Raw genomic sequence first — 26,463 nt, 5'->3', positions numbered from 1 at the left:
GCGAGGCCGCCAGATACAGTAGCCGCCGTTCACGGAAATCTCCGTGGACGGCGGTCTTGTTGCGCACGCAGACAGGTGTGGAACGGGACCCGGCCCCCGCGAAGCGCAGCTTGGACGCCGGTCTGGGGGGGGGACGGAAAGTTACAGAACGCCGTTCCCCGGTGGATGCGGGCACGGTGATCCCGCGCTGGCTCCTACCGGCCCCGGGCGCCATACCGGAGAAGTAGGGCCGCTGTCCTCCGCCGACTGCGGCCGAGGCCGTCGGCTGGGCCCGACATCAGTGTCATGGCCCACCACGCCGGATCCCGCCCGTGGCGGGCAGTTCCCGGGAGGCACCCACCACCCTTGCCGTGGCAGGTCCGCAGGTGGACACCGGATGTCAGTTCACCCAGTGCCGGACTCTGTGCTGGATCGCGACCCGCTCCCGGCTGACACGGCGGCCGCACAGATGGATCGCCACGGCGTAGAAGACCCCGGGCAGGAGCAACGCCAGCACCACACCCGAGACGATCAGGCCCACGGCTCCGGAACCGTGGCCGATGAGCATCATCGCACCGCCCGGAGCCGAGGGAATCCAGCCGAGGAAGATCGCGGTGAAGGCGGCGATGAAGGCCGCACCGCTGTAACCGCTCTTGTCGCTCCACGGGTTGGTGCCCGGTTTGGAGGTGGGATACGGGTTGAAGGTGGTCAGCAGCAGAGCGACACCGAGGCTGGTCCCCAGCATCCCCACCGCAGCGATGCCCACCAGCGCCGCCAGCCCGGTGTCCGGCGCCAGAATGACCATCACCACCACGTAGAGCAGGAGCATTCCGAACATCGGCGCGGCGGACGCGGCATGCCGGGCCAACAACTGGGTCCGCGGCGGGACGCCCGTGACCAGGTGGAGCCAACCGGCCGGGCCGTCATAGCCGAAGTCATTGGACGCCACCGTCCCCGCCAGCAACGCCATGAACACCGCGCCGAAGTAGATCATGCCCGACTGGCCGAGCAGACCCTGTACCAGGAAGAACACACCCATCAGCGGAACCATGATGACGGACGGCAGCAACCGGCTGTCCCGGCGCAGATAACGAAACGCCCGGGAGAACACCGCCCCCGCCGGGGTATCGGGCACGCCCGGCAGCAGGAGCCGACGCTGCCCCCTGGTCTCCTTTTCCTCCGTGGCAGAGGTTCCGGCATCCAGTGGGGCGCGTAGTTCCCGGTCGATCCGGTTCCGCCACCACCAGGTTCCCAGAATGATGGTGGCAACGGCGATGAGCAACTGCAGTACGGCGGTCACCCAGCTGCCCTGCGCCACAGCGGCGATCACGCCTCCGGTCGCACCCATCGGGGTCCAGGACAGGACCCGGCCGAACAGCTCTATCTCCGCGGTCCCGATACCGCTGGAGGTCACCAGGGAATAACCGACCACGACGACCAGAAACACCAGCATGCCGAAGACCCCGGTCCGCTCACGGGAGACTCTCCCCCCACTGCCGATGACAGCGGCCAGGAGTTCCCCCAACAGCAGGGCGGTAACCAGTCCCAGAAGCGTCATGGGGACGACCACCAGGATCAACCAGGCCCTCCCACCGGTCGCGGCTGCAACAGTGGCCACGGTGAGCGTCACCAGGGTACAGATCGCGGCGATGACGCCCCGGGCCTGCATCATCGTCGAGATCGCCATCGCCGGGGTGAGTTCCCGTGATGTCACGGGCAGCAAGGTGAAGGAGGTCGGACGCAGCTGGCCTTCCCCGGAGGGCATGAACAGGGCGAGCATGAGGTAGCCGAGGACGCCCGCGCCCACCACCGCGGCCACGAGAGTGGACGGACCGGAGGTCAGCCCCTGAAAGACCAGTACGGAACCGGTGACGAGACCGATCAGGGCGTAAAAACCGGCGAGCACCGCCATCATCGTGATGGCCGGGTTCCCGGAGACGGTGCGTTTCCACAGCCGCCACTGCAGACTGAGCAGGAGCCGGGTGGTCGAGCTGTTGCCGGGCACGGATGCCCGCTGCGTCTGGGCCGGGCTAGTCATGTGTCCCTCCCCGCAGCCAGCCGAGGGAGCCCTCGCTGAGTTCGGTCCCACCGACGAAGCCCACGAAGACGTCCGCCAGCGGCTGTCCCTGGCGGACGTCGTTCACGTGCCCGGCGGTGAGGACACGGCCCTGATTGATGATCGCCACATGGTCACACAGCCCCTCGACAATCTCCATGACGTGGGAGCTCAGCACGACGGTGCCACCGGCAGCCGCGTAGTTGCGCAGGATCTGCTGGATCAGCCGCCCGGAGACCGGGTCGACGGCCTCCAGGGGTTCGTCGAGGATGAGAATCTCCGGATTGTGCAGCAGGGCCGCCGCCAGCAGGATCTTCTTGGTCATGCCGGCGGAGTAGTCGACGATGCGCCGCTCCCCGGCTTCGGCGAGTCCCAGGGCGGCGAGCAGCTCCGCACTGCGCGACGCCACATCCGCCGCGTTCATCCCGCGGAGCCCGCCCAGGTACTGCAGGAGTTCGGGACCCGACAGCCGGTCGAATACCGGGACGTCGACCAGCAATCCCATGGCGTTCTTCGTGGGCAGGGGGTCCTGCCAGACATCATGACCACAGATCCAGGCCTGCCCCTCGGTGGGGGTCAACAGACCGGTGGCCATGTTGATCATCGTGGTCTTGCCCGCCCCGTTGGGACCGACGACGCCGTAGATCGCTCCGCGGGGGATGTCCAGGCTGAGACGGTCCACCGCCACATGGGAGCCGAAGGCCTTGGTCAGGCCCCGTACCGCGAGGGCAGGCACCCCCGGGTCAGGCTGCAGTGGTGGCAGATGTGGTTCTGGGACAGTCACGGCGGGATCCTTTGCACGATCGGTGGTCTTCCGGCACGCTCCACGGTACCGTCCCGGAATCCTCCCGTTCACCACCCGACCCTGTCCGAGCCGGGGCTAGGAGACCTGCTGTTCCTCATCCGCGGCGAGCTGGCCGCAGGCGGCGGAAATTTCATCACCCTTGGTGTCCCGGACCGTGCACGGCACACCCTGCTCGATGACGCGTCGGACGAATTCCTCCTGGCGCTCCTTCGGCGAGGCATCCCACTCCGAACCCGGGGTCGGGTTCAGCGGGATCAGGTTCACGTGCACCTTCGACCCGAGGGCGGCGTGCAGTTTCTTGCCCAGCAGGTCGGCGCGCCACGGCTGGTCATTCTTGTCGCGGATCAGGGCGTACTCGATCGAGACGCGACGGCCGGATGTGTCCGCGTAGTAACGGGCGGCGTCCAGCACTTCGGCAACGGACCAGCGGGTGTTGACCGGGACCAGCGTGTCCCGGAACTCATCGTCCGGGGTGTGCAGGGAGACCGCGAGGGTGACGGACATGTCCTCGTCGGCCAACTTGCGGATCGCCGGTGCCAGACCGACGGTGGAGACCGTGACATTGCGTTGGGAGATACCGAAGCCCTGTGGGGCGGGCTGGGTGATCTGGCGGACGGCGGAGACCACGCGCTTGTAGTTGGCCAGCGGCTCCCCCATCCCCATGAACACGATGTTGGTCAGACGCGACCCCTCAGCTTCCATCGTGGCGGCTGCGGCACGCACCTGGTCCACGATCTCTGCAGTGGACAGGTTGCGGTCCAGCCCGCCCTGCCCGGTGGCGCAGAAGGGGCAGTTCATGCCGCAGCCGGCCTGGGACGAGATGCACAGGGTGGCCCGGTCGGGATAGCGCATGAGCACCGACTCGAGCAACGTGCCATCGTGCAGCTTCCAGAGAGTCTTCTGGGTGCCGCCGTCATCGGTTTCCACGACCCGCAGCGGGGTCATCAGCTCGGGGAAGAGAGCCTCCCTGACCTTCTCGCGGGCCGTGGCGGGTAGGTCAGTCATGGTGGAGGGGTCAGCTTCGAAACGACCGTAGTAGTGACGGGCGATCTGATCGACGCGGAATTTCGGGAGACCGAGCTCGGTGACCGCGGCAATGCGGGCGTCGACGTCGAGATCGGCGAAATGCTTGGGTGGCATGCCGCGCTTGGGAGCGGCGAATTGCAGTTTCACAGGTTCAGCCATGGTATGGACCATCATTGCACGTGGCAGCGGTTGTTCTCGAATTGTTAGCAGCGGAAACCGCGAATTGGTGGCGCACCTGACACCGAAGGGCATTAGATTGGGGACATGACAAAGCGACACCCAGAGTCCGGAGAACCGATCCACGAGGACATCCGGGACAGCGGCACGCCGCACTTCCCCGATCCGACGGATCCCCGCACCGACCCCACGGAGACGACACAGCTTCCCGCGGTCCCCGAGGAGGATCCTGAACCAGCCGGCACCGCCCCTGCACCTGCCCCGGCCACCCCGGCTCCCCGCACCGGCCGGGGCCGGGCAACCACCGGTTCCCTGGCGGGCAGCACCTGGGTGGCGATGGTCGTCGGCCTGCTCATCCTCATCCTGCTGATCGTCTTCATCCTGCAGAACCAGCAGCAGGTGGAGCTGAACCTCTTCGCCTGGAGCTTCCAGTTCCCCGCGGGCATCGGATACCTCATCACCGCCATCGCGGGCGGCCTCATCATCGCGTTGGTCGGCATGGTGCGGATGATGGAGCTGCGCCGCCAGGTCCGTAAGTTGCGCAAGCAGCTACGCTAGCCCACAGCGGCCAGTGGGAGCCCGAGGGGCGGGTGAGGCCACCTGCCCATCGCTGGCAACCCACGGTGCCATCAGGTAGGACGGCGGTGGGGTGCCATGGGACGGACCCCGATCCCCCTAACCGCCGATGAAACTCAGAATCAGCCAGGTGACCATGGAGGCGGGCAGGACACCGTCGACACGGTCCATCATCCCGCCGTGCCCTGGTAGCAGTGTGGACATGTCCTTGATCTTGAGTTCCCGTTTGAACTGCGATTCCACCAGGTCCCCCAGGGTGGCGCACACCACGAGGAGCAGCCCGAGCAGTGCACCGACCCACCAGTGGAAGCTCAGCAGCAGGGCAACGGCCAGCGAGCCGACGACCGTGCCGAAGACGGCGGAGCCGGCGAGGCCTTCCCAGGTCTTTTTTGGGCTGACCGCCGGGGCCATCGGGTGCTTGCCGAAGCTCACGCCGGCGACATAGCCCCCGATATCCGAGGCGATCACGCAGAGCATGAAGGTGATGATGAAGTAGCCGCCCGGGAGATCATGGGTCTCCAGCAGGGAGAGCATCGCCGCGAAAGAAGCGAACATCGGAATCCAGGTCAACACGAACACGCCCACGGCGGTGTCCCGGAGATAGTTCTTCGGTGGGGTGTTCCGGCCGTGATGGAAGAGGCGTCCGACCATCAAGGCCAGAACAGCCGTGATGAAGGCCGCCACCAAGCCGGTGGTGCCGAAGGGCCAGGACAACCAGATCATGGCTTGGCCCATGAAAATCATCAGTGTCCGGGGGATGACGTAGCCGCCCTCACGGAGACGACTGCAGACCTCCCAGGTCCCGAGGGCGGCGGCCACGGCCACCAGGGAGTACCAGCCCCACGGCCCGATGATGACCGCGATCACGACCAGGGCGAAGAGGACCAACCCGACGGCGGTCGCTGCCCTGAGATCCCGGCCGGCGGAGCGCCTCGGTTTGAGGAACCGTTTCGCCCCGTCGGATTCTGTTGCTTCGCTCACCTGGAACCTTTCCTGCCGATCACGCCGGCGGACGCTGACCCCGGAAGCGGCACCAGGGCACGAAAAAGACGCAGCCTACCCTTCCGGAGCCGGTCCCCCGGCACGTTCCCACACATCATAGTCACAGCGCGGGTTAATCTCGGGCAGGCTGCGCCCAGAGTTGTCCGCCGCATCCACGCTCCGTGGCCGGCGGGTCGGTCCCCCAGATATCTGTCTGGCGACCCGGAGGGTTAGACCTCCATCAGTTCCTTGTCCTTGCGCTCGACAAGTTCGTCGACCTGACCGACGTAGGTGGCGGTCACCTTGTCCAGTTCCTTTTCCGCTGCCTGGACCTCATCCTCGCCGGAATCGCCGTCCTTCTGGAGCTTCTTCAGCTGCTCCATGCCCTTGCGGCGGATGTTGCGGATGGCGATCTTGCCGTCCTCACCCTTGCTCTTGGCCAGCTTGACCATCTCCCGGCGGCGCTCCTCCGTGAGCTGCGGGATGGTCACGCGGAGCACTTGGCCGTCGTTCGTCGGGTTCACGCCGAGATCGGAGTTGCGGATGGCGTTCTCGATCTCACCCATCACGGACATCTCATAGGGCTTGATGAGCAGCATGCGCGGTTCGGGCACCGAGATGGTGGCCATCTGGGTGATCGGTGTGGGCACACCGTAGTACTCGGCGATGACACCATTGAACATGGCGGGGTTGGCCCGACCGGTGCGGATGGTTGTGAGATCCTCACGGGTGTGCTCGACGGAGGCGGTCATGCGCTCCTCGGCCTCGAACAGAATTTCGTCGATCATGTGTCTGCTTCCTTGAATTGCGTCGGGATGTCGGGCACACGCTCTCGCCGCGGTCGGCGTGGCGCCAATGGTCACCACCGACTGCCACGAGGTGTACTACCTGTCCAAATCTATCAGGAACGAACGAGCGTACCGATGGTGTCCCCCGACACGGCCCGGGCGATGTTGCCTTCCGTGAGCAGGTTGAACACCAGGATCGGCATGTTGTTGTCCATACACAGGCTGAATGCGGTGGCGTCGGCGACCTTCAGGCCCTGTTCAATCGCCTCCCGCGGAGTGATCTGGGTGAGCAGCTGCGCATCGGGGTTCGTCCGCGGGTCATCGTCATAGACCCCATCCACCGCCTTGGCCATGAGAAGCACCTCGCAGCCGATCTCCAGGGCGCGCTGGGCCGCGGTGGTGTCCGTGGAGAAGTACGGCATTCCCATCCCGGCACCGAAGATGACCACCCTCCCCTTCTCCAGGTGGCGCGCGGCCCGCAGCGGCAGGTAGGGTTCGGCGATCTGCGCCATGTTGATGGCGGTCTGCACCCGGCACTCCACGCCCTGCTGCAGCAGGAAATCCTGGAGCGCCAGGCAGTTCATCACCGTCCCGAGCATGCCCATGTAATCAGAACGTGCCCGGTCCATGCCACGCTGCTGCAACTGCGCCCCGCGGAAGAAGTTACCGCCACCGATGACGACCGCGACCTCGGTGCCGTTGTTGGCGACCTCGGCGATTTGACGGGCGACATTCTCGACGACGTCCGGATCGATACCGACGTTACCGCCGCCGAACATCTCACCGCCCAACTTGAGCATGACCCTCTTGTAGCCGGTGGTCTGATCGCTTTCAGCGGGGGTGGTCACTGTGAGGGCTCCTTTGGTGAAGAGGACTGAAAAACATCTGGAAAGGTTCCCGGACGGAATACGCGGTACCGGATTTTCCTGCTCAATCCTACCGCGTGCCACTGCTTCCCCAACTCAACGCCGCGGGAGAACCCGGAAGTTCCGGAAAACCCGCAGTTCCCCGGCCTTCCGGACGCGCCCCTACCGCCTCAGCGCATCGGCGGGGAAAGGAGTGGGGACCTCCCCGGGGGACGGTACCTGTGCGCACCGGGGACGGCCCGGCGGATGTTGCCGTGTGTTCCCCCGACCCGGGGCGGGAGCGTCGCCCCCAACCCGGTTCATGGGACGCAGAAATCCCCGGTTTCCACTCATGGGTGGGAACCGGGGATCGGTGCGGTCGGTGTCACCGCCGCCGGGTGGCGGCGGGACTGACCGGCTCTACTGCTGGCCGACCTCGAAGCGGACGAAGCTGGTGACCTCGATACCGGCCTCGTCAGCGACCTGCTTGACGGTCTTCTTGCTGTCGGCGACCGAAGTCTGCTCCAGCAGGACGACATCCTTGTAGAAACCGTTCAGGCGACCCTCGACGATCTTCGGGATGGCCTTCTCCGGCTTACCCTCGTCACGGGTGATCTGCTCGGCGATGGAACGCTCCTTCTCGACGACCTCGGCCGGAACGTCCTCGCGCGACAGGTGCTGGGCCTTGAGGGCGGCAACCTGCATCGCGACATTGCGTGCGGCCTCAGCGGCACCGTCACCGGAGCCGGTGTAGGCAACCAGGACGCCGACTGCCGGAGGCAGATCAGCGGAACGCTGGTGCAGGTACACGGCCACGTCATCGCCCTCGAGGGTGGCGGCGCGACGCAGCTCGAGCTTCTCACCGATCTTGGCGGACAGCTCCTGGATAACGTCAGCGGCCTTCTTGCCGTCGACCTCGACCTCGGCCAGTTCCTCCACGGAGTTGGCCTTGGCAGCGGCAGCAGCCTTGGCGATCTTGTCGGCGATCTCCTTGAACTCGGCGTTCTTGGCGACGAAGTCGGTCTCCGAGTTCACCTCGACCATGGTGTTGCCGGAAACGGCGACGAGACCCTCGGTGGCGTTGCGCTCGGCGCGCTTGCCCACGTCCTTGGCACCCTTGATGCGGAGGTGCTCGACGGCCTTGTCGAAGTCACCGGCGTTCTCCTCCAGGGCCTTCTTGCAGTCCATCATTCCGGAACCGGTGATCTCGCGGAGCTTCTTGACGTCTGCAGCGGTGTAGTTCGCCATAGTTCGGGCGATCCTCCTTTAGTAGGAACATTATTCGTTGGAAAGCGTACTCGACATGGATGATCCATGCTGGAAACAGCCCCGGGTTTTGGTGCGACCGCAACGGGATAGTCCGGTGTCTGCGGTGGAAAGACCACTGCTCACATTCTGCCGGTGTCCCAGCTGCGAGCCAGTGACTAGCCGAATCACTCCCCGGGACATGAGAAAGGCCCCCACTTCCCGGCCCAGCAGGAAACACCTGGCGAGTACGGGAAGAATGAGGGCCAACGATGGTTCACCGTGTGGCGAACCATCTCAGGCGGCAACTACTCGGCTGCCTCGTCCGACTCAGCGGGTGCGGCTTCCGCCTCAGCGGGGGCGGCCTGTGCCTCAGCACCGGTGGCCTCGGCTGCCTGCTCAGCGTCGGCTTCGACCTTCTCCTGGGTGTCGCCGGCGGCTTCCTTGGCAGCAGCGAGCTGACGCTCCTCACGTGCCTTCTTGCCCTCGTCCACGGCGGTGGCGATGATCTTCGACAGCAGCGCGGTGGAACGGATGGCATCGTCGTTGCCCGGGACCGGGAAATCAACGACGTCCGGGTCACAGTTGGTGTCCAGGATGGCCACGACCGGGATGTTGAGCTTGTGCGCCTCGTTGACGGCGATGTGCTCCTTGTTGGTGTCAACGATCCACAGGGCCGAGGGCACCTTGGTCATGTCGGCGATACCGCCGAGGACACGCTCGAGCTTGGTGCGCTCGCGGGTCAGCATGAGAACTTCCTTCTTGGTCCGGCCCTGGTAGCCGTCCTCAGCCTCATCCATGGCCTGCAGTTCCTTCATGCGGTGCAGGCGCTTGGAAACAGTCTGGAAGTTGGTGAGCATGCCGCCGAGCCAACGGTGGTTGACGTAGGGCATGCCGACGCGCTCAGCCTCGGTCTGCACGGCCTCCTGGGCCTGCTTCTTCGTGCCGACGAAAAGGATGGTGCCGCCGTGGGCAACGGTCTCCTTGACGAACTCGAAGGCCTGATCGATGTAGGTCAGGGTCTGCTGCAGATCAATGATGTAGATGCCGTTGCGGTCCGTGAAGATGAAACGACGCATCTTCGGGTTCCAGCGACGGGTCTGGTGGCCGAAGTGGACACCGGCGTCGAGAAGCTCGCGCATGGTTACGACTGCCATGGGATGCTCCCTTTCTGTAGTTGTGCTTTTGGTTTTCTGAACGTGTGCGGGTTTTGGAGTTGTCCCGCACCCTGGCGACCCAGCCGCCCCTGACACCCGGCTCCAAAAAGAACCGGGACCTTGTCAACGGCGGACCCCGAAAGCGGGGTCTGAGTCGCGCGTAGTCAGTGCGTCACCCCACCACATGCTCCGAAAATACCGCAGACACACGAAGGAGAACACACTGCTGCAGCCGATAATACCGTGTTTGTCCGGGCCGACCAAACGCGGAGTGGAGTTGTCCACAGGTGGTTTCGCCACCGGCCTCACCTGCCCCACTATCCACAAGCCTCCGGGGTGGCGCTTCCAGTCCGGGACGGGATCGGAAAGGCTCAAGACCATGCGACGACCATTCACCCGGCAGACAGTTCCCATCAGGCGCGTGGCCCGACGTCCGACTGCGGCGGACCGGCTCGTCTCAGGTATGACGGGAGTTCTTCTGACCGTGGTCAGCGTGACCGCGACGTGCACCGCCGAACCTCCGGAGCCGGCAGTTCTTCCGGCAACAGTGGCGGAGCAGGTTGCGGTCCCGGCGGGCACCAACGGGGGCGCCTACCTGGATCCGAGCACTGGAGAACCCTCCGCGGTATCGGTGCTACGCGCCTTCGACAAGCCGGAGCACAACTGGCTGCCTGGGCACCGTGGGGTTGATCTGGCGCTTTCCCTGGGCGGAGAGGTTCGCGCGGCCGGTGCCGGGATCGTGGCCTTCGCCGGACCGGTCGCGGGCGCCCCGGTGATCTCCATCGACCATGCAGATGGCATCCGGACCACGTACCAGCCGGTGTATCCCCGCGTCAGCCAGGGCGGCCCCGTGGCCGCCGGTGACGTGATCGGCACGTTGGCCCCCGCGACCGATGGCTGGCCCGGACTCCACTGGGGTGCGCGCAGGGACGAGAGCTATCTCAATCCACTGGGACTGCTGGCCGCACCGATCATCCGACTCAAGCCCGTGGATGCGCCTGCCGGTACGCCTCGCGGAGGCGCTGCGCGCTGACATGGGTGTAGATCTGCGTGGTCTGCAGTGAGGAGTGGCCGAGCATCTCCTGGACGATCCGTAGGTCCGCTCCCCCTTCGAGAAGGTGGGTGGCAGCCGTGTGGCGCAGGCTGTGCGGCGTCAACCCGGCAGCACCGGTCACGGTGGCCGCACGGGAAACGACCCGCCGCACCTGTCGGGGATCGATCCTGCCGCCCCGTACACCGACGAAAAGGGCGTCGGTTTCCCGGGCAAATTCATCACGGCCCTGGTCGAGCCATTGTCGGAGGGCATCGCCCGCGGCATGCCCGAAAGGAACGACCCGCTGCCGGTCCCCCTTGCCCGTCACTCGAGCGGTGCGTCCCGGCAGATCAACGTCGGTGATGTCGAGGCCGCACAACTCCCCGACCCGGATGCCGGTGGCGTAGAGCAGTTCCAGCATTGCGCTGTCCCGGAGGAACTCCGGTTCATCTGCGGAGGCCGAGTTCCCCATCAACTCGCCAGCTTGGGACTCTCCCAGCACCTTCGGCAGTGACCGGTTCACCTTGGGGGTGACCAGACGGGCAGCCACATCAGATTCGAGATGCCCCTGGCGCACTGCCCAGGTACTGAAGGCCCGCGCCGAAGCGGTACGCCGCGCCAGTGTGGCCCGTGATTTCCCCTCCACCACCGCCTCCGCCAGCCAGGCCCGGAGGTTGTTGAGCGTGAAATCAGCGAAAGTGGAAATTCCCGCAGCAAGATTCAGCAAGTCAGAGCGGTACCCGCGCACAGTGGCCGGAGAACGCCCCGCCACCAGGAGCTGCTGCTCCGCGAAATCCTCCACGGCTTCGGCCACCTGCCGCGCCGGCCCTCCCATCCCGGTTCCGCCAGCGACTTCTTGGTGCTCAGGCACAGAAGAAGGCGACGCGGTCCGTTGCCTCCGCGTCGCCTTCTTCTTTGACTCACCCATAATCCACAACCCTAGTTGCCGGAGATTCGTGATGCGCGGCATCCTCTCAAAACCACGTATCGTGAGAACCTCCGACCGCCAGCGGGACGTCCAGCCCGACATCCCGTCGACTTAACTTAGGCTTGCCTGACATACTTTAGGTGGAGATGGCTGGCAAGGCAACCCTTTCCGCGAAACTTTCTCAAACTTCCTGGTCCCCCGGGGTATTTCGGCGCCATCGGGTGCCGTTACGGAGTACCAACCCCTGCTTCCCCAGATCCACCAGCAGGTGCACGGTCAGTGCCAGCGGTAGGCCGGCGGTCGCCGCCACCTCCTCGGTGTCCCGGTCGCGGTTCTCCTCCAGCGCATCGTAGACACGCAGTTCATTTCGGCTCAGCCCCTGGGGCGCTGTCCCCGGGAACTGGAGTTCATACTGCTTTTCCAGATCCAGTTCCCCGATCCCGCCCAGCAACGCCCGGATGTCATCGCTGCTGGTGACCAACTGGGCCCGGCCGTCGCGGATGCGATCGTGGCAGCCCAGCGAGTTTGCGGATGTCACCGGTCCGGGCACAGCCATCGCCACGCGCCCCAGCGCACTGGCCCAGCTCAACGTGTTCAGGGCGCCGGAACGCCATGCAGCCTCGACGATCACCGTTCCCTGGGTCAGCGCCGCGACCAGCCTGTTACGGGTGAGAAAGCGGTGCCGCTGGGGCGGAATGCCCGGTGGATACTCGCTGACCACCACCCCGCTGCCGGAGGATGCGATCTGATCGAAGAGGGGCTGATTGCGTGCCGGATAGGCCCGGTCCAGTCCGCAGGCGGCCACCATGACCGTGGTCCCCTGCTTCTGCAGGACCTCCTCATGAGCCGCTGTGTCGATCCCCAGGGCCCCGCCAGACACGATGCTCCACTGATGGGAGCTGAGGCCGCCGGTGATCATCCTGGTGGCCTCCATGCCGTAACGGCTCACCGCCCGGGTTCCCACGACTGCGACTGATTGCGCGATGGCCCGGGCGAGACTGCCGCCGCGAACCCATAAAGCATGTGGAGGAACAGCGTCCGCCTGGTGAGAGCGGATATGCTCACTGAGTCCGGAAGCCGCGAATCCGAAGGCCTGGTCCAGTTCCCGGCGCGGCCATTCGGTGTCTTCGGGCGTGATCAACCGGCCGCCGAGTTCCTCGATCCGGGCCAGATCTTCGGTGGCGCGTTCCCATCCGTGACGACTGGCGGTCTCCCCCAGCAGTGGTCCCAGCCACGGTTTCCGGTTGCGGATAGCGGCGGCGATGTCGTCGGCGCTGTGCCCCTCGCGGAACAGATCCTGGAGATGCCGGCTGGGCCCCTCCACGACCCGGGAGAGATAGGCCCAGGATTCCCGCGCGCTCACACTGCCCCCACGAGTCCGGCGTGCCCCTGCAGCTCCAGGGCGCGAGCCATGTGGTCGAGGTCCGGTTGGTCGGCATCCTCGAGATCGCAGATGGTCCAGGCCAGTTTCAGCGCACGATCCACGCCGCGCTGGCTGACCTCCGCGTCCCCGAGATGGGCACCGAGCAGCGCCATTGCTGCATCGTCGGCCGGAAAATACCGCCGCAGCAGGTGCGGATCGACCACCGCGTTATGGAGGTGGCCGAGACCGTACCGGGACCAGCGCTCCCGGGCCCGCTCCCGTCCCGCCGCCACCCGCTCTGCGATAGTGACGCTGCCCTCCGAGCCGGTCGTGCTGATGACCGCGCCGCGGGAATGGGTGCGCACGGTGATGTCGAGCCGGTCCCGTAGCGGGCCCGACAGGTTGTTGAGGTAGGTTGCCCGCTGGCGCGGCGTGCATCTGCACCGGTGCACCTCCTCGGCCGCACAACGGCAGGGATTTGCCGCCAGGAGCAACTGGAAACGGGCGGGAAAACGCACTTCCCGCCGGGATCGGACCAGCTGGACTACCCCGTCCTCCAGTGGAGTGCGCAGAGAGTCGAGGACGGGCGCCGGGATCTCACTGGCTTCATCCAGGAACAGGACACCGTGGTGTGCCAGGCTGACTGCTCCGGGGCGCGGGTTGCCCGCTCCTCCGCCCAATAGTGCGGCCCGGCTGACACTGTGGTGCGGAGCGATGAAGGGGGCACGGCACACGGGGCCGTGGAAGGCGTGGCCGGCAACGGAGTGCACCGAGGTCGTTTCGATGCACTCGGATTCGGTCAGCGGTGGCAGGAGACCGGGGAGGCGGCCCGCGATCATCGACTTGCCCGATCCCGGTGGTCCGAGCAGCATCATGTGGTGGCCGCCGGTCGCAGCGACCTCCGCCGCGAATTTGGCTTCCGGTTGTCCCGCAATGTCCGCCATGTCCGGCTGCGGCGGGGTTTCGGTGATCTCCCCGACGGAGGTGACCCGGGGCAGCTCTCCGCGACCGGCGGCCCATTCGAAGGCCGTCCGGAGAGTACCGGCACTCAGGATGTCGGTACCGGGGAGGATGGCGGCCTCAGCCGCGTTGCCCGGTGGAACGACTACGCAGCGGTACCCGTGCTCGCGCGCGGCCAGCAGCGCCGGCAGGATGCCGGGCACAGCATGGATGCCACCGTCCAAGCCCACCTCTCCCAGGAGCAGGGTGCTGTTCAGGCGGCTGGTCACCTCCGGGCGGCCCTCCCGTGCGGTCAGGATGGCCATCGCCATCGCCAGGTCAAAGTGCGATCCTGATTTCGGGAGGGAAGCTGGCGACAGGCTCAATACCACCTTGGTTTTGGGCCACTCCAGGTGGGAATTCGCCACCGCCGTGCGGATGCGGTCCCGGGCTTCACTGATGGCCGTGTCCCCGAGTCCGACAATGTGGATCCCGGGAAGCCCCGGACCGATATTGGCTTCTATGGTGACGATGTCGGCACGGACGCCGGTCAGAGCCGCCGTGGTCGTTTTACCGAGCGCCATCGAAAATCCCCTCGTAGTGATCGATGGTGAACTGCCCCGGAGCCTCATCTCCGGCGACCACCAGCAGCACGACGTCAAAACGCACCGGTACCCAGCCCAGCTCGCGGTGCTCGCCGAGCCAGGCGGTGGCGGCAGCTCGTAGGCGGCGTCGCTTCGCCGGGGTGACGGATTCCGCTCCGCCGAAGGCCAGGGTGGCCCGCGTCTTCACCTCCGCGAAGACGACCGTGCTGTCCGGCTCCTGCAGCACCAGATCCAGTTCGCCGAACGGATAACTGATGTTCCGGCCGAGGACCAGGGCCCCGCGCCCTTCATAGAAGCCCGCTGCGTACTGCTCTCCACTGCGTCCCAGTGCGCGTCTGGCGTCCTGGTGGCCGCTGATTCTTCCCGACATGGTTTCCCCCTCATGAGCTGTGTTGATGAACTTTCCCGTTCACCATCACCTGATGGGACCCGCAGGGCAATGCCGGAACGCGGACACCGGCTGCTGCTGTGGAGAACCCTGGTTCTCCACAGCAGCAGCCGGTGTCAGCTTGCCCGATTGTACCTCGTCGGCTACTCCGGCATGATCAGCTCGGGTTTGTCGAGCTCTTCAATGTTGACGTCCTTGTACGTGATGACCCGAACGTAGCGGACGAAACGGGCGGAACGGTACATGTCCCACACCCAGGCGTCCGACATCCGAACCTCGTAGTAGACATCGCCGCCGTTGGTGTGCGGAATCAATTCCACCGCGTTTGCCAGGTAGAACCGGCGCTCGGTCTCCACCACATAGGAAAACTGGCTGACGACGTCGCGATACTCCCGGTAGAGCGACAGCTCGACCTCCGCCTCGTAATTGTCGAGTTCCTCAGCGCTCATGCCCTGCCTTCCCTTGATTCCCGGTGCGATCCACGCAGCCACTCCTCGTGTGCCTGCGCCACATTCGCATAACTATATCGATGCTCCGGGCTGCCGCCGTGGCGGCGCACCGCAGCCAGATGCGAACTGGTGCCATAGCCTTTGTGGGACGCCAACCCGTATCCCGAGTGCCGCAGACCCAGCTCCACCATATGCTCATCCCTGGTCTGCTTCGCCAGGACACTGGCGGCGGCGATGCACCGGACGGCGGCGTCGCCGCCCGTCACTGGCAGGTGGGGACAGGACAACCCGGGCACCCGCCACGCATCCGTGAGCACGTAGCCGGGACGCAGGTCCAGCGCGGCAACGGCCCGCCGCATGCCGGAGATGTTGGCGTCCTGGATACCCCGGGTGTCAATGACGGTGGCCGGTACCGAAACCACCGACCAGGCGAGCGCATGCTTTTTGATCACCGGTAGCAACTGTGCCCGCCGGACGGGACTCAGCTGCTTGGAGTCGGTGAGCTTATCCAGTTCCGCGACGGGATGGTCCGGCAGGATGCAGGCGGCGATGGTGATCGGTCCGCAGCATGCTCCCCGGCCGGCCTCGTCGACGCCCGCCACCGGCCCGAGGCCGTGTTTCGAGAGCGCGACCTCATAGGTCCGCAGCTGTTTGAGACGACGCACACGCGGCATCAGAGATCTCCATCCTTCACGGCGGTCAATTGTCAGAGCTGGATACCCGGGTCCTCGATCCCGCTGAGGTGGGTAAAGGGGAAGATAACGGCCTGCGCCTTGCCCCGGATGTTCTTTTCCGGGATAGTGCCCTGATGTTCATCGCCCAGGTGGTACCGGGAGTCGGCAGAGTCAGTGCGGTTGTCCCCCATCATGAAGTAATGGTCTTCCGGGACAGTGACCGGACCGAAGTGGGGACCACCGCACTCATCCGAGGCGTTGATTCCGGCCACCTCATTCTGCGGCGGCTGCAACGTGTAGGAATCATCCACTTTCTCCCCGTCGACCATGATGCCCGGGTCCCCTGGTTGGCACGAGACAGTCTGTCCACCCGTCGCGATGATCCGTTTCACCAGATTGTTCTCGTCCGGCGGGATGAGGCCGAGTAGGGCACCGAAGTCCTGGAGAGCGTGCACCACCGCGTTACCGGAGCGGGACGAGTCATAGTCGGCGTTCCAGGACCCGGTTCCCGCGAACACCACCACGTCGCCGGGTTCGGGGTCGGTGAAGGCATAGGTGATCTTCTCCGTGGCGATACGGTCGCCGGTGCACCCTTCGCAACCGTGCAGGGTCGGCTCCATGGATCCGGAGGGGATCAGGTAGATCCTGCCAATGAAGGTGTGGACCACGAAGATGATCAGCACCACGGCAATGACGATCATCATCAACTCGACGTACCAGGGGCGAGGCTTCTGCTCGGCCTCGGATTCGGTTGGTCGGTTACTCACCGTGTCGTGGTCCTTTCCTCGGGCAGCTTCATCCGCGCCAATCAGGCCGCGAAACCCTGACCGGGAAAATCTCGTACTCCCCGAGCCGGGACGTGCTAATCCTGGATGTCCGGGTCCGCGACTCCACCGATGCGGTCGAACGGGAAAATGACAGCCTGTACCTTGCCCCGGATATTCTCCTCCGGGATAGTGCCCTGATGCTCATCGCCCAGGTGGTAGCGGGAGTCGAGGGAGTTGGTGCGGTTGTCGCCCATCATGAAGTAATTGTCTTCCGGAACCGTGACGGGACCGAAATAGTCTCCGCCGCATTCCTCGGAACCGGTGTTCCCGTTGACCGGGAAAGCCGGGGGCTGCAGGGTGTAGGAGGCGTCAACCACCTCACCGTCTACCATGACGCCCGGATCACCGGCCTGACAGGACACGGTCTGCCCACCGGTGGCGATGATGCGTTTGACCAGGTCATTCTCATCCGGCGCGACCAGCCCGACGTAGGAACCGAGATTCTGCAGTCCCCGGAGAATGTCGTTTTGGGAGCGCTGCGACACGAAGTTGGTGTTCCAGGAATCCGTGCCCTTGAACACCACCACGTCACCCGGCTCTGGGTCCGAGAAATTGTAGCTGAGCTTATCCACGAAGATGCGGTCTCCCGTACATCCCTCACAACCATGGAGCGTAGGTTCCATGGATTGCGAGGGGATCAGGTACATGCGGCCGACGAAGGTCTGGAAGACGAAGATGATCAGCAGAGTCAGGACTATGACCACCGGCACCTCGATGTACCAGGGCGTGGGCTTCTTCTCTTCCCTGTCCGTAGCCGAGTCCTCTTGATTGTCCCGCACGTCCTCGGCTGCGGTGTCGCCCGCCTTCTCCGAGGCTGTCGAGCCGGGATGGGCTGGGGTCTTGTCGCGGGATGAATCAGTCACGTCGTTGACTGTAGCAGTAGGTCGGGACACCGCTTCCGCACCCGCACCGTGGTGTACCACACGCTCTGACCGGGGGAACACTCCCTGGACAGATGGCTGGCAAGTCCCCCCTACTTTCAAAGCAGCTCAGTGACGGAGCGAGTAGGACCTCATAATCCGCTGGACCACAGACGGAGAAACCGCCCCGGTCAACGGTGTGAACCGTTGACCGGGGCGGTGGAGCAGAGCTGCTCAGTGCCTCAGTGGAAGCACCGGGACTAGCGCTTCTCCTTGATCTTCGCTGCCTTACCGTGCAGGTTACGCAGGTAGTACAGCTTGGCACGACGGACGTCACCGCGGCGCACGACCTTGATGGAATCGATGTTCGGGGAGTGCACCGGGAAGGTACGCTCCACACCGATGCCGAAGGAAACCTTGCGGACGGTGAAGGTCTCGCGGATACCGCTGCCCTGGCGGCGCAGCACGACGCCCTTGAACAGCTGGGTACGGGTGGTGGTGCCCTCAATGACCTTGACATTGACGTCGAGGGTGTCGCCCGGGCGGAAATCCGGGAGGTCGTCGCGCAGCTGTGCTGCATCGACCTTATCGAGAATGTTCATGACAATCCTTAATGAGTTCTGAACAGAGGACCCTGGCGGCGCTTCCCGTGGCCGGGTGCTCGACCGGTTCGTATTCGCTACATGGTTCGCCGCTGACACTCCGCGGTCAACTAAGACATGCGTGTGCAGTCAACCTGAATAGCATGCCATATGTTCCACCGGTTCCCAAAACTTTTCGTCTCACCCTGACATCCTGGTTGTGCACGACCCGATTCCCCCGACCTATAGAAGACAGGGAAACCACCCCCGAACTGTTGTCGATTCCGGCCAGGTGACCTAGGCTGTCGAACGAACCCCACGGGTGCCCGAGGCATCGGGCTGAGATCGCGCTGCCACCGCGCGGGACCGTTTGAACCTGTCTGGTTAGCACCAGCGGAGGAAGCGAGTCTCTTCAATGGCACCGGTTTATTCTGCCGCGGACCAGGACCTCACATTCTCCGCAGCTGGCGCGTCTACCAGGCACAGTCCTGTTCCTCACTCCCTGGAGGTCGCGCCCGTGCCGGAACCACCTGATTTCAGTTGTTATGTCGTGACCGGGGCCGCGGAGCCCCGCCGTACGGTCGAGGTCGCCCGGTCGGCAGCCGCGGGAGGTGCCGGTGTCATCCAGGTCCGCTCCAAACCGATCAGCGCCCGCGCGTTGACGGAACTGACCGAGCAGGTCGCCCACGCCGTCGCCGCCGCCAATCCCGTTACCCGGGTGCTTGTCGACGATCGTGCGGATGTCGCCGCCGTGCTCAGGCGCCGCGGGGTTCCGGTTCACGGCGTACACGTCGGTCAGGACGATCTTCCCGTCGCGGATGTCCGCGCCCTGCTCGGTCCTGAGGCGATCATCGGACTAACCACCGGAACGATGGAGTTGGTGCGTGCAGCCCAAGACGTCGCCGATGTGATCGATTACATCGGTGCTGGCCCATTCCGGCCCACCCCCACCAAGGATTCCGGGCGTTCTCCCCTCGGAGTGTCGGGTTATCCGCCGCTAGTAGCCGCCTCTCCGGTCCCGGTGGTCGCGATCGGGGACGTGTCCATTGCAGACGTGGGCGAACTTTCAGCGACCGGCGTGGCTGGGGTGGCGATCTCCCGCGGATTCATGCAGGCAGATGATCCTCGGGAGCTGGCCCAGTCCATTCTCGACGAGTTCGGGGCCACCCGATGACCGCATGGCAGGTGGCGGGTGGCGTAGCGGATCGGGCGATAGTTATCGGCGGGGGTCTGGTTGGTCTAGTCACCTGCTTTGAGTTGACGGAGCAAGGGGTACCGGTCACCCTGGTCGATCCGAATCCAGCCTCCGGTGCCACCAACTATGCGGGCGGTATGTTGGCCCCGGTAGCGGAGGTGCAGTATCGGCAGGAACCACTGTTCCCGCTGATGATGAGCTCGGCGAAGCTGTATCGGGACCTGGTCGGCCGGATCACGGAAGCGACGGATCTGCCCACCGGGTTTCGGACTGAAGGCACTGTAGTGGTTGCCGCAGACCGGGCTGACGCCAGGCACCTGTCCGCCCTCAGCGACTACCAGCGCCACCACGGCATGACAGTCGAACAGCTGACACCCCGTCAAGTCCGGAGATTGGAACCTGCTCTCTCACCCCGGATCGCCGGCGCGGTGAGCGCCCCCGGTGACCACCAGATCTCACCCCGCTTGTTCGCTGCAGCGCTACAGGATGTGCTGACCCGGCGCGGTGTGACCCTAATCCGTGAAAGGGTGACCGGGTTGGAGGGAGCGGATCCCTGTCTGGCGGTGCACTGTGAAACCCGGACCCTGGACACGATCGGCGCATTGGTCGTGCTGGCAAACGGGCTGGGCGCGGCACAGGTGACCGGCTGGTATTCCGGCGATAACCCGTTGCGACTCCGGCCGGTCCACGGGGACATCTTGAACCTGGCCGTACCGGCACACCTGCAGCCGCTGGCCACCCGGGTGATCCGCGCGTTCGTCGAGGATCGCCCCGTGTATCTGATCCCGAGGATGGATGGCACGCTCACCCTCGGGGCGAGCAGTCGCGAAGATTCCGGAACCCGGCCGAATGCGGGCGCGGTTCACGAACTGCTCCGGGACGGCATTCGGCTGATACCGGGGCTGGAGGAATGTGAACTGCTGGAGGCAGCGGTGGGCACCCGTCCCGGTACCCCAGACGACCTGCCCTATCTCGGACGCGTGGGCTCCAACCTAGTCATCTCCACCGGGTACTTCCGGCACGGCATTCTTCTCTCAGCTCTCGCCGGTCAGGTGGTCAGTAACCTCATGACCGGAGCCGGCACGTTACACGAGATCGACCTGTCCGCATGCGATCCCCTACGTCATTCAGCTCATGCACCGGCTGAGGGCCGCTGACCGAGGCGCACTGGACCAGTTCTTACACGACACCTACTCAGGAGACTCCCATGAAGTACACTCTCAACGGTGAACCCCGTGATTCCGGGAAACTCAGCATCGCTGAAATTGTCCACGAACTGACTGACACCCCCGACACCGCCGGCGTGGCCGTGGCCGTCAACGCGGAGGTCGTGCCCAGGTCGGGGTGGGACCGCCTTGTCACGGAGGGCGACGTGGTCGACGTACTCACCGCGGTTCAGGGCGGTTGACCGGCATGTTGACAATCGCTGACCGCAGCTACGACTCCTGCCTGGTGATGGGTACCGGGGGCGCCAGCTCCCAGGCGCTGCTGGAGGAGTCCCTCAGGGCCAGCGGCACCCAGCTGACCACGGTAGCCATGCGTCGCCACGCAGCGGCCCGGCCCGCCTCCGGTGAATCAGTCTTCGACCTGCTTACCAGGCTCGGCATCGACCTGCTCCCGAACACTGCCGGCTGCCGCACGGCGCGGGATGCCGTGATCACCGCTCGACTGGCCCGCGAGGCGCTGGAGACAAACTGGGTGAAGGTGGAAGTCATCGCAGACGAACACACCTTGCTGCCCGACACAACCGAACTCCTCGAGGCCTGTGAACAACTCGTCGGGGCCGGATTCACGGTGCTCGCCTACACGTCCGACGACCCGGTCGTGGCGACCCGTCTGGAGGATGCCGGCGTGGCAGCCGTGATGCCGCTCGGTTCCCCCATCGGCACCGGACTCGGCATTCTCAACCCACACAATATCGAGCTGATCTGCTCCCGCGCCACGGTCCCGGTGCTGCTCGACGCGGGGGTGGGCACCGCCTCGGATGCGACTCTGGCCATGGAGCTGGGGTGCGACGGGGTGCTCTTGGCCAGCGCCATCAACCGGTGTCAGGATCCGGTGGCGATGGCACGGGCGATGCGCCTCGGGGTTGAAGCAGGCCGGTTGTCCCGTGCCGCCGGTCGGATCCCGAAGCGGGAGCACGGGGTGGCCTCGTCCAGCTTCGAGGGGCTGGCCAACTGGGCGGAGCAGGTGCTGTGATGGCGAACCGGACCTCTTTCCCCGAGACGGAGTTGCGGCGGATTGCGCGCCAACTAGCCCTGCCGGGCTTCGGCCTGGAGCAACAACAGCGGCTGGCGGACGCCCATGTGCTCGTCATCGGCGCGGGAGGTCTCGGCTGTCCGGCGATGCAACAGCTCGCAGCCGTCGGAGTCGGCCACATCACCGTCATCGACGATGACACCGTGGATCTGAGCAACATCCACCGGCAGATCCTGTTCGGGGTCGAGGACCAGGGCAGGCCGAAGGTGGAGGTGGCGGCCGGCCGGCTCCGGCACCTGCAGCCGGGTATCACCGTGACTGCGCTTCGCCGACGGATGACCACGCAGAACGCGGTGGAGTTGGTGAAGGGCGCCGATTTGGTGCTCGACGGCTCGGACACTTTCGCCACCAAGTACCTTGTTGCCGACGCGGCCGAGGTCACCGGTACTCCTCTGATCTGGGGGACAGTGCTGCGTTACCGCGGTGAGGTGGCGTTGTGGTGGTCCGGACCGGGAGCGCCCGAACCTGGAGTCGGACTGCGGGATCTGTTCCCGGATCAACCGCCGGCGGATTCCGTGCCGGACTGTGCGACCGCCGGTGTCCTGGGAGTGACCACCTCGGTTGTGGCCGGATTGATGACCACCGAAGCCGTGAAGCATCTGGCAGGGATCGGCGAGTCCGTTCCCGGGCGTCTGCTCTCTTATGAGGCACTCAGCGCGCGGCTGCGTCCCTTCAGCGTCTCCCGGGATCCGGGTCGCGAGCCGGAGACCGCGTTGCGCGCCGACTATGTTCCGGCGACGCGTTCAGCGCCGGCCCCGGATGCACCGGTCCCGCCACAACTGGAGCTATTGAAAACCGGTGAGGCCACCGCCCTTGACGTACGGGAGGAGCACGAGAAGTGGGTGTCGGACTTGCCCGGGGTGACTCCCGGGCTGCATCTGCCCCTATCCCAGGCCAGCCCGGAAAGGTTCGACGAGGTTCTGGCCAACCGGTCCGGAACCGTCGTTGTCTATTGCGCCTCCGGAAGCCGGAGCCGCGACTTCCTCGGACAGTACCGGGATCAGGCCCTGCGCTCCAACATTGAGCTGATAGACCTACCGGGTGGTCTCAACGGCCTGTAGGGAACGCACCATATCGGCACCATCGCGCAGATCGACGCTCACCCCGTCCTCATCTGGCGGCCCGGCCGCGCTGCCGCCGGAGCAGCACTCGCCGGCTGTCCGGAGAGCAGTCACCGGTCGGCGAGCCCGGCCCGCTTCAGGGCATCTGCCATTGAACCTTCTCCCCCACCAGCGGCGTCGCGCCGGACGCCCTTACGGCTCCGATTGTCACGGTGCTTCCCGGTCTTCCGCCCGTCGAGGCTGCCACCGTCCCGGTTGCGCCCACCGCGGTTCTTCGGGGCGTCGTCACGGGGCCTTCCCCGGCCGGACGGACGATTGTCCGCGCCGGGCTCGTCATCCAGGCGCAACGACAGACCGATGCGTTTCCGCTCGACGTCGACCTCCATGACCTTGACTTTCACGACCTGGCCCGACCGCACCACTTCCCGTGGATCGGCGACGAATTTCTTCGCCATGGCAGAGACGTGGACCAGCCCGTCCTGGTGGACACCGATGTCGACGAACGCACCGAAGGCCGCGACGTTGGTGACCGTGCCCTCCAGGATCATTCCGGGGGTCAGGTCGGAGATCTTTTCCACGCCCTCGCGGAACGCCGCAGTTCTGAACTCGGGGCGGGGGTCCCGGCCGGGCTTGTCCAGTTCGGCGATGATGTCGGTGATGGTGGGGACGCCGAAGGTCTCGTCGGCGAAGTCCTGCGGATTCAGCTGCTGTAGTACACGCGTATTACCGATGAGATCGGAGATCGTGACGCCGGTGGCCTCGCTGATCCGGCGCACCACCGGATAGGCCTCGGGGTGCACGGCGGAGGCGTCGAGCGGATCCTTTCCGCCGTTGATCCGCAGGAATCCCGCGCACTGCTCAAACGCCTTGGGGCCCAGGCGGGGAACCTTCTTCAATCCGGCACGGGAGGAGAAACTGCCGTTGTCGTTCCGGTAGGTGACGATGTTGTCCGCGATCGTGGTGGAGACTCCCGCGACCCTGCCCAGCAGTGGTGCGGACGCGGTGTTCAGGTCCACGCCGACGGCGTTGACAGCGTCTTCGACGACGCTATCGAGCGTGCGTGCCAGCGCCTGCTGATTGACGTCGTGCTGGTACTGCCCGACGCCGATGGCCTTGGGATCGATCTTCACCAGCTCGGCCAGCGGGTCCTGGAGTCGGCGGGCGATGGAGACGGCACCACGCAGCGAGACGTCCATGTCCGGGAACTCGGTTGCCGCGATCTCCGAGGCCGAATACACCGAGGCGCCGGACTCCGAGACAGTCACCGGGGTCGGGCGGGCACCGCCGGCCTGTGTGATCAGGTCGGCGACCTCCTGGCTGAGTTTCTCCGTCTCCCGGGAGGCGGTGCCGTTGCCCACCGCCATGAGATCAACTGAATGCGTCGCACACAGCGTGGCCAGTTCCTGCACCGCCTCGGACCAGCGGTTCTGCGGCTGGTGCGGATAGACGATCGTGGTGTCCAGCACCTTGCCGGTGGAGTCGACCACGGCCACCTTCACGCCGTTGCGAAACCCCGGGTCCAGGCCGATGGTGGCCCGTTGTCCGGCTGGGGCGGCCAGGAGGACATCCCGGAGGTTGCTGGCGAAGATCTCCAGGGCGCCTTCCTCGGCGCGCTCCTTCAGACGCATACGCACGTCCAGGCCGGAGGAGATGTAGAGCTTGGTGCGCCATCCCCAGCGCACCGCATCCGCGAGCCAGCCGGACGCTGCGGTTTCCAGTCCGAAACGACGCGCGATCATGCCCTCGTAGGTGGTGTCCTCGCCGGGGTCGAGGCTGAGCTGGAGCACCCCTTCATTCTCACCGCGCAGCAGCGCGAGGATGCGGTGGCTCGGCAGGTCCGTGAAGGGTTCCGCGAACTCGAAGTAGTCCTTGAACTTCGCTCCCTCCTGTTCCTTGCCGCTGATGACCGCGGCCGTCATCGTCCCGGTGCCGAACATCTGCTCACGGACCTCACCGACCAGATCGGCGTCGGTGGCGAACCGGTCGACCAGGATGGCCCGCGCGCCGTCAAGAATCTTCTTGACGTCCGCGAACCCCTCGGTCCGGTAGTCCTCGGCCAGTGACTCCGGGGCAGCGGTGGGATCTGCGATCAGGGTGTCCAACAGCGGCTCGAGGCCGGCCTCCCGGGCGGTGTCGGCCTTGGTCTTGCGGCGCTTCTTGAAGGGGAGATAGAGATCCTCCAGCCGTGCTTTGGTGTCGGTTCCCTCGATGAGGGCGCGGAGTTCATCGGTGAGCTTGCCCTGCTCCTCAATGGCGGCGAGGATCGTCTCCTTCCGCTCCGAGAGCTCCGTCAGGTAGGTGGCACGCTCCTCGAGCCGTCTGAGTTGTGTGTCATCCAGGCCGCCGGTGGCCTCTTTGCGGTATCTGGCGATGAAGGGGACGGTGTTTCCCTCGGCCAGCAGTTTCAGGGCGGCGGCAACCTGCTCGGTACGCACGCCCAGTTCTTCAGCGATCGTGGCGGACATCATTTCCGTGAGTTTAGTGGATGCCGAGGGGCCCACCGGCCAGGCGGCGCGGGGCCGCATCGTCCTGCCTGAACCGGCGCCGGCCCCTGATCCTGAACCGGAGGAAGGCCCGGGCGAAGACGGGACGGCTGCGCAGGGAGGAAACCGACCGGTAAGAAAGCCCGGGAGCGGGCCCGCTGGACCCGGTTGAGCCAGGCGAAACTGACCGCCAGCCACCCCGGCTCCGGCGTCGGAGCCTATCTCTGCGGCACCTGACCGCCGATACTCTCACCCTGCTCGAGACCTCCCTGGCGCTGGGACTGCGACCGGGCCATCTCGTCGACGCCCCACAGTCACGGGCACCTTGCTGCAACGCCGCCACGACGCGTTGTCGATGATCGTGCGCAACCACAGCGCCGAACGCGTGGCAGACAATGACGGGGTCGGTGCCGTCGTGGTCAGCATGTCCGCCCAGGACATCCACAACCTGGCGGATCTGACCGCTGACGACCCCTTCCCCACCAACACCCATGCCATGTTCACGCCAGCCGGTATTCTCCGGATCGGTGCCGTCAGACATGACTTCCCGATCCTCCACGATCCTGACAGCAGTAACCCTCTGCACATCGGCCGAACAGGACATGGCTCTGCTGGCCACCCACTTGGTCTGCACGAACCCGGACTTCACCCGGCCGTTCTGCAACTGCGACATCCACCACATTCAACCGCGGCAGTATGACGAAACCACGGACACCTGGAAGCTGGTCATGCTCTGCCACCGGCATCACGTGGGCAACCGTGATGAACGGGACGGGAGTGGAGCACGCGGTCCTGTGGAACGGGACCCGGAGACCGGGCGGGTCGGAAGACGCCTCCTCCTCAACCGGGGGGATCCGCATCCGGCGGTCGAACTCAATGACCCCGACCGACAGAACTGTTCCGGAGGGGCCACGATCCGACCACACCCGCCGGGTCTTCGGCCGCGCCGACTGACCCGTTGAACACCTGAGCGCGCCCGGGCAAGGCACAGGCAGACGAAGATCGCACCTCAGCGCCCCGGAATCAGGAAGAACACGGAACTGCGACACCACCGGAGCTGGCCGAAGTTCCACAACCGCCTACCCGCCGGTCCCCGTTGGCCCCCGCTGTCCTTCGAGGAGATGTCATCGTCCCCGCCACCGGCCGACGCAGACGGTTCAGCACCATTCGGCACAACCGGGGG

Annotated in this window: 26 protein-coding genes and 1 riboswitch; of the genes, 8 read left to right on the top strand and 18 right to left on the bottom strand. The window is 65.5% G+C overall.

Going from position 1 to position 26,463, the window contains the following annotated elements:
• Nucleotides 1-379: 379 nt before the first annotated feature.
• From ACQCVD_RS00440 to rlmN, 3 genes are all read right to left on the bottom strand, one after another.
• Nucleotides 380-2,017: a hypothetical protein gene (locus ACQCVD_RS00440; RefSeq protein WP_426821717.1), complete on the bottom strand. Its 1,638-nt coding sequence runs from the start codon at nucleotides 2,015-2,017 to the stop codon at nucleotides 380-382.
• A complete protein-coding gene (locus tag ACQCVD_RS00435; RefSeq protein WP_426821716.1) occupies nucleotides 2,010-2,819 on the bottom strand; it encodes an ABC transporter ATP-binding protein in 810 nt (269 codons plus the stop codon). Before ACQCVD_RS00435 ends, ACQCVD_RS00440 begins: the two co-directional genes overlap by 8 nt.
• Before the next feature lie 96 nt (nucleotides 2,820-2,915).
• Nucleotides 2,916-4,025: a 23S rRNA (adenine(2503)-C(2))-methyltransferase RlmN gene (gene rlmN / locus ACQCVD_RS00430; RefSeq protein ID WP_426821715.1), complete on the bottom strand. Its 1,110-nt coding sequence runs from the start codon at nucleotides 4,023-4,025 to the stop codon at nucleotides 2,916-2,918.
• 105 nt (nucleotides 4,026-4,130) lie between these two features.
• Between rlmN and ACQCVD_RS00425 the strand changes: the two genes are divergently transcribed.
• Nucleotides 4,131-4,601, top strand: a complete 471-nt coding sequence (locus ACQCVD_RS00425) for a LapA family protein (RefSeq protein WP_426821714.1) — start codon at nucleotides 4,131-4,133, stop codon at nucleotides 4,599-4,601.
• A gap of 117 nt (nucleotides 4,602-4,718) precedes the next feature.
• Here ACQCVD_RS00425 and ACQCVD_RS00420 read toward each other — a convergent pair whose 3' ends face one another.
• The 5 genes from ACQCVD_RS00420 to rpsB all read right to left on the bottom strand — a co-directional run bounded on the left by ACQCVD_RS00420 (nucleotide 4,719) and on the right by rpsB (nucleotide 9,635).
• Nucleotides 4,719-5,600, bottom strand: a complete 882-nt coding sequence (locus ACQCVD_RS00420; protein ID WP_426821713.1) for a phosphatidate cytidylyltransferase — start codon at nucleotides 5,598-5,600, stop codon at nucleotides 4,719-4,721.
• Nucleotides 5,601-5,830: 230 nt separating this feature from the next.
• Entirely contained in the window at nucleotides 5,831-6,388 is a 558-nt protein-coding gene (gene frr, locus ACQCVD_RS00415) for a ribosome recycling factor (protein ID WP_426821712.1), read from the bottom strand.
• Between the two features lie 113 nt (nucleotides 6,389-6,501).
• On the bottom strand, nucleotides 6,502-7,188 hold the full coding sequence (gene pyrH / locus ACQCVD_RS00410; RefSeq protein ID WP_426822071.1) for a UMP kinase: 687 nt from the start codon (nucleotides 7,186-7,188) through the stop codon (nucleotides 6,502-6,504).
• 465 nt (nucleotides 7,189-7,653) lie between these two features.
• Nucleotides 7,654-8,481, bottom strand: coding sequence for a translation elongation factor Ts (gene tsf / locus ACQCVD_RS00405; RefSeq protein WP_426821711.1), 828 nt, complete (start codon nucleotides 8,479-8,481; stop codon nucleotides 7,654-7,656).
• 305 nt (nucleotides 8,482-8,786) lie between these two features.
• Nucleotides 8,787-9,635 (bottom strand): 30S ribosomal protein S2, encoded by an 849-nt coding sequence (rpsB, locus tag ACQCVD_RS00400; protein ID WP_426821710.1) that lies wholly within the window; start codon nucleotides 9,633-9,635, stop codon nucleotides 8,787-8,789.
• Between the two features lie 379 nt (nucleotides 9,636-10,014).
• Here rpsB and ACQCVD_RS00395 point away from each other — a divergent pair, with 379 nt between their 5' ends.
• On the top strand, nucleotides 10,015-10,668 hold the full coding sequence (locus ACQCVD_RS00395; RefSeq protein WP_426821709.1) for a murein hydrolase activator EnvC family protein: 654 nt from the start codon (nucleotides 10,015-10,017) through the stop codon (nucleotides 10,666-10,668).
• Here ACQCVD_RS00395 and ACQCVD_RS00390 read toward each other — a convergent pair.
• From ACQCVD_RS00390 to rplS, 9 genes are all read right to left on the bottom strand, one after another.
• On the bottom strand, nucleotides 10,616-11,596 hold the full coding sequence (locus ACQCVD_RS00390) for a tyrosine recombinase XerC (RefSeq protein WP_426821708.1): 981 nt from the start codon (nucleotides 11,594-11,596) through the stop codon (nucleotides 10,616-10,618). The genes ACQCVD_RS00395 and ACQCVD_RS00390 overlap by 53 nt on opposite strands.
• A gap of 181 nt (nucleotides 11,597-11,777) precedes the next feature.
• Nucleotides 11,778-12,959, bottom strand: a complete 1,182-nt coding sequence (gene dprA / locus ACQCVD_RS00385; protein WP_426821707.1) for a DNA-processing protein DprA — start codon at nucleotides 12,957-12,959, stop codon at nucleotides 11,778-11,780.
• Nucleotides 12,956-14,482: a YifB family Mg chelatase-like AAA ATPase gene (locus ACQCVD_RS00380; RefSeq protein WP_426821706.1), complete on the bottom strand. Its 1,527-nt coding sequence runs from the start codon at nucleotides 14,480-14,482 to the stop codon at nucleotides 12,956-12,958. The genes dprA and ACQCVD_RS00380 overlap by 4 nt, the downstream gene beginning before the upstream one ends.
• A complete protein-coding gene (locus ACQCVD_RS00375) occupies nucleotides 14,469-14,873 on the bottom strand; it encodes a YraN family protein (RefSeq protein ID WP_426821705.1) in 405 nt (134 codons plus the stop codon). The genes ACQCVD_RS00380 and ACQCVD_RS00375 overlap by 14 nt, the downstream gene beginning before the upstream one ends.
• A gap of 161 nt (nucleotides 14,874-15,034) precedes the next feature.
• Nucleotides 15,035-15,340: a DUF2469 domain-containing protein gene (locus ACQCVD_RS00370; protein WP_426821704.1), complete on the bottom strand. Its 306-nt coding sequence runs from the start codon at nucleotides 15,338-15,340 to the stop codon at nucleotides 15,035-15,037.
• Nucleotides 15,337-16,014, bottom strand: coding sequence for a ribonuclease HII (locus ACQCVD_RS00365; RefSeq protein ID WP_426821702.1), 678 nt, complete (start codon nucleotides 16,012-16,014; stop codon nucleotides 15,337-15,339). The genes ACQCVD_RS00370 and ACQCVD_RS00365 overlap by 4 nt, the downstream gene beginning before the upstream one ends.
• Nucleotides 16,015-16,046: 32 nt before the next feature.
• Nucleotides 16,047-16,781 carry a signal peptidase I gene (lepB, locus tag ACQCVD_RS00360; protein ID WP_426821701.1) on the bottom strand — a complete coding sequence of 245 codons (735 nt, stop codon included), beginning with the start codon at nucleotides 16,779-16,781 and terminating at the stop codon, nucleotides 16,047-16,049.
• A 95-nt stretch (nucleotides 16,782-16,876) separates the two neighbouring features.
• On the bottom strand, nucleotides 16,877-17,620 hold the full coding sequence (gene lepB / locus ACQCVD_RS00355) for a signal peptidase I (RefSeq protein ID WP_426822070.1): 744 nt from the start codon (nucleotides 17,618-17,620) through the stop codon (nucleotides 16,877-16,879).
• A 341-nt stretch (nucleotides 17,621-17,961) separates the two neighbouring features.
• A complete protein-coding gene (rplS, locus tag ACQCVD_RS00350) occupies nucleotides 17,962-18,303 on the bottom strand; it encodes a 50S ribosomal protein L19 (protein WP_426821700.1) in 342 nt (113 codons plus the stop codon).
• A 287-nt stretch (nucleotides 18,304-18,590) separates the two neighbouring features.
• Nucleotides 18,591-18,702: riboswitch (TPP riboswitch) on the top strand.
• 97 nt (nucleotides 18,703-18,799) lie between these two features.
• Between rplS and ACQCVD_RS00345 the strand changes: the two genes are divergently transcribed.
• Genes ACQCVD_RS00345 through ACQCVD_RS00325 form a run of 5 tightly spaced genes read left to right on the top strand, consistent with a single transcriptional unit; the run spans nucleotide 18,800 to nucleotide 22,797 of the window.
• Nucleotides 18,800-19,456, top strand: coding sequence for a thiamine phosphate synthase (locus ACQCVD_RS00345; RefSeq protein ID WP_426821699.1), 657 nt, complete (start codon nucleotides 18,800-18,802; stop codon nucleotides 19,454-19,456).
• Nucleotides 19,453-20,634, top strand: a complete 1,182-nt coding sequence (gene thiO, locus ACQCVD_RS00340; RefSeq protein WP_426821698.1) for a glycine oxidase ThiO — start codon at nucleotides 19,453-19,455, stop codon at nucleotides 20,632-20,634. The genes ACQCVD_RS00345 and thiO overlap by 4 nt, the downstream gene beginning before the upstream one ends.
• A gap of 50 nt (nucleotides 20,635-20,684) precedes the next feature.
• Nucleotides 20,685-20,885 (top strand): sulfur carrier protein ThiS, encoded by a 201-nt coding sequence (gene thiS / locus ACQCVD_RS00335; RefSeq protein WP_426821697.1) that lies wholly within the window; start codon nucleotides 20,685-20,687, stop codon nucleotides 20,883-20,885.
• Between the two features lie 5 nt (nucleotides 20,886-20,890).
• Nucleotides 20,891-21,676, top strand: coding sequence for a thiazole synthase (locus tag ACQCVD_RS00330; protein WP_426821696.1), 786 nt, complete (start codon nucleotides 20,891-20,893; stop codon nucleotides 21,674-21,676).
• On the top strand, nucleotides 21,676-22,797 hold the full coding sequence (locus ACQCVD_RS00325; protein ID WP_426821695.1) for a ThiF family adenylyltransferase: 1,122 nt from the start codon (nucleotides 21,676-21,678) through the stop codon (nucleotides 22,795-22,797). The genes ACQCVD_RS00330 and ACQCVD_RS00325 overlap by 1 nt, the downstream gene beginning before the upstream one ends.
• Nucleotides 22,798-22,907: 110 nt before the next feature.
• On the opposite strand, the gene ACQCVD_RS00320 is transcribed toward ACQCVD_RS00325, so the two are convergent.
• On the bottom strand, nucleotides 22,908-25,265 hold the full coding sequence (locus ACQCVD_RS00320) for a Tex family protein (RefSeq protein ID WP_426821694.1): 2,358 nt from the start codon (nucleotides 25,263-25,265) through the stop codon (nucleotides 22,908-22,910).
• A gap of 340 nt (nucleotides 25,266-25,605) precedes the next feature.
• Here ACQCVD_RS00320 and ACQCVD_RS00315 point away from each other — a divergent pair, with 340 nt between their 5' ends.
• On the top strand, nucleotides 25,606-25,980 hold the full coding sequence (locus ACQCVD_RS00315; protein WP_426821693.1) for a hypothetical protein: 375 nt from the start codon (nucleotides 25,606-25,608) through the stop codon (nucleotides 25,978-25,980).
• Nucleotides 25,981-26,463 lie beyond the last annotated feature (483 nt).

The sequence above is a fragment of the Corynebacterium halotolerans genome (assembly GCF_050107895.1).
Classification (GTDB): Bacteria; Actinomycetota; Actinomycetes; order Mycobacteriales; family Mycobacteriaceae; genus Corynebacterium; species Corynebacterium halotolerans_B.
Note: the sequence above shows the minus strand (reverse complement) of the source record. Positions and strands in the feature narration are given on the sequence as shown.

What these genes read in the sequence shown, in the direction of transcription:
- ACQCVD_RS00440 (WP_426821717.1), bottom strand. Translation starts at nt 2,017, where the DNA reads ATGACTAGCCCGGCCCAGACGCAGCGGGCATCCGTGCCCGGCAACAGC.
- rlmN (WP_426821715.1), bottom strand. Translation starts at nt 4,025, where the DNA reads ATGGCTGAACCTGTGAAACTGCAATTCGCCGCTCCCAAGCGCGGCATG.
- ACQCVD_RS00425 (WP_426821714.1), top strand. Translation starts at nt 4,131, where the DNA reads ATGACAAAGCGACACCCAGAGTCCGGAGAACCGATCCACGAGGACATC.
- frr (WP_426821712.1), bottom strand. Translation starts at nt 6,388, where the DNA reads ATGATCGACGAAATTCTGTTCGAGGCCGAGGAGCGCATGACCGCCTCC.
- pyrH (WP_426822071.1), bottom strand. Translation starts at nt 7,188, where the DNA reads ATGCTCAAGTTGGGCGGTGAGATGTTCGGCGGCGGTAACGTCGGTATC.
- tsf (WP_426821711.1), bottom strand. Translation starts at nt 8,481, where the DNA reads ATGGCGAACTACACCGCTGCAGACGTCAAGAAGCTCCGCGAGATCACC.
- rpsB (WP_426821710.1), bottom strand. Translation starts at nt 9,635, where the DNA reads ATGGCAGTCGTAACCATGCGCGAGCTTCTCGACGCCGGTGTCCACTTC.
- ACQCVD_RS00395 (WP_426821709.1), top strand. Translation starts at nt 10,015, where the DNA reads ATGCGACGACCATTCACCCGGCAGACAGTTCCCATCAGGCGCGTGGCC.
- ACQCVD_RS00390 (WP_426821708.1), bottom strand. Translation starts at nt 11,596, where the DNA reads ATGGGTGAGTCAAAGAAGAAGGCGACGCGGAGGCAACGGACCGCGTCG.
- ACQCVD_RS00380 (WP_426821706.1), bottom strand. Translation starts at nt 14,482, where the DNA reads ATGGCGCTCGGTAAAACGACCACGGCGGCTCTGACCGGCGTCCGTGCC.
- ACQCVD_RS00375 (WP_426821705.1), bottom strand. Translation starts at nt 14,873, where the DNA reads ATGTCGGGAAGAATCAGCGGCCACCAGGACGCCAGACGCGCACTGGGA.
- ACQCVD_RS00370 (WP_426821704.1), bottom strand. Translation starts at nt 15,340, where the DNA reads ATGAGCGCTGAGGAACTCGACAATTACGAGGCGGAGGTCGAGCTGTCG.
- ACQCVD_RS00365 (WP_426821702.1), bottom strand. Translation starts at nt 16,014, where the DNA reads ATGCCGCGTGTGCGTCGTCTCAAACAGCTGCGGACCTATGAGGTCGCG.
- rplS (WP_426821700.1), bottom strand. Translation starts at nt 18,303, where the DNA reads ATGAACATTCTCGATAAGGTCGATGCAGCACAGCTGCGCGACGACCTC.
- thiO (WP_426821698.1), top strand. Translation starts at nt 19,453, where the DNA reads ATGACCGCATGGCAGGTGGCGGGTGGCGTAGCGGATCGGGCGATAGTT.
- thiS (WP_426821697.1), top strand. Translation starts at nt 20,685, where the DNA reads ATGAAGTACACTCTCAACGGTGAACCCCGTGATTCCGGGAAACTCAGC.
- ACQCVD_RS00330 (WP_426821696.1), top strand. Translation starts at nt 20,891, where the DNA reads ATGTTGACAATCGCTGACCGCAGCTACGACTCCTGCCTGGTGATGGGT.
- ACQCVD_RS00325 (WP_426821695.1), top strand. Translation starts at nt 21,676, where the DNA reads ATGGCGAACCGGACCTCTTTCCCCGAGACGGAGTTGCGGCGGATTGCG.
- ACQCVD_RS00320 (WP_426821694.1), bottom strand. Translation starts at nt 25,265, where the DNA reads ATGATGTCCGCCACGATCGCTGAAGAACTGGGCGTGCGTACCGAGCAG.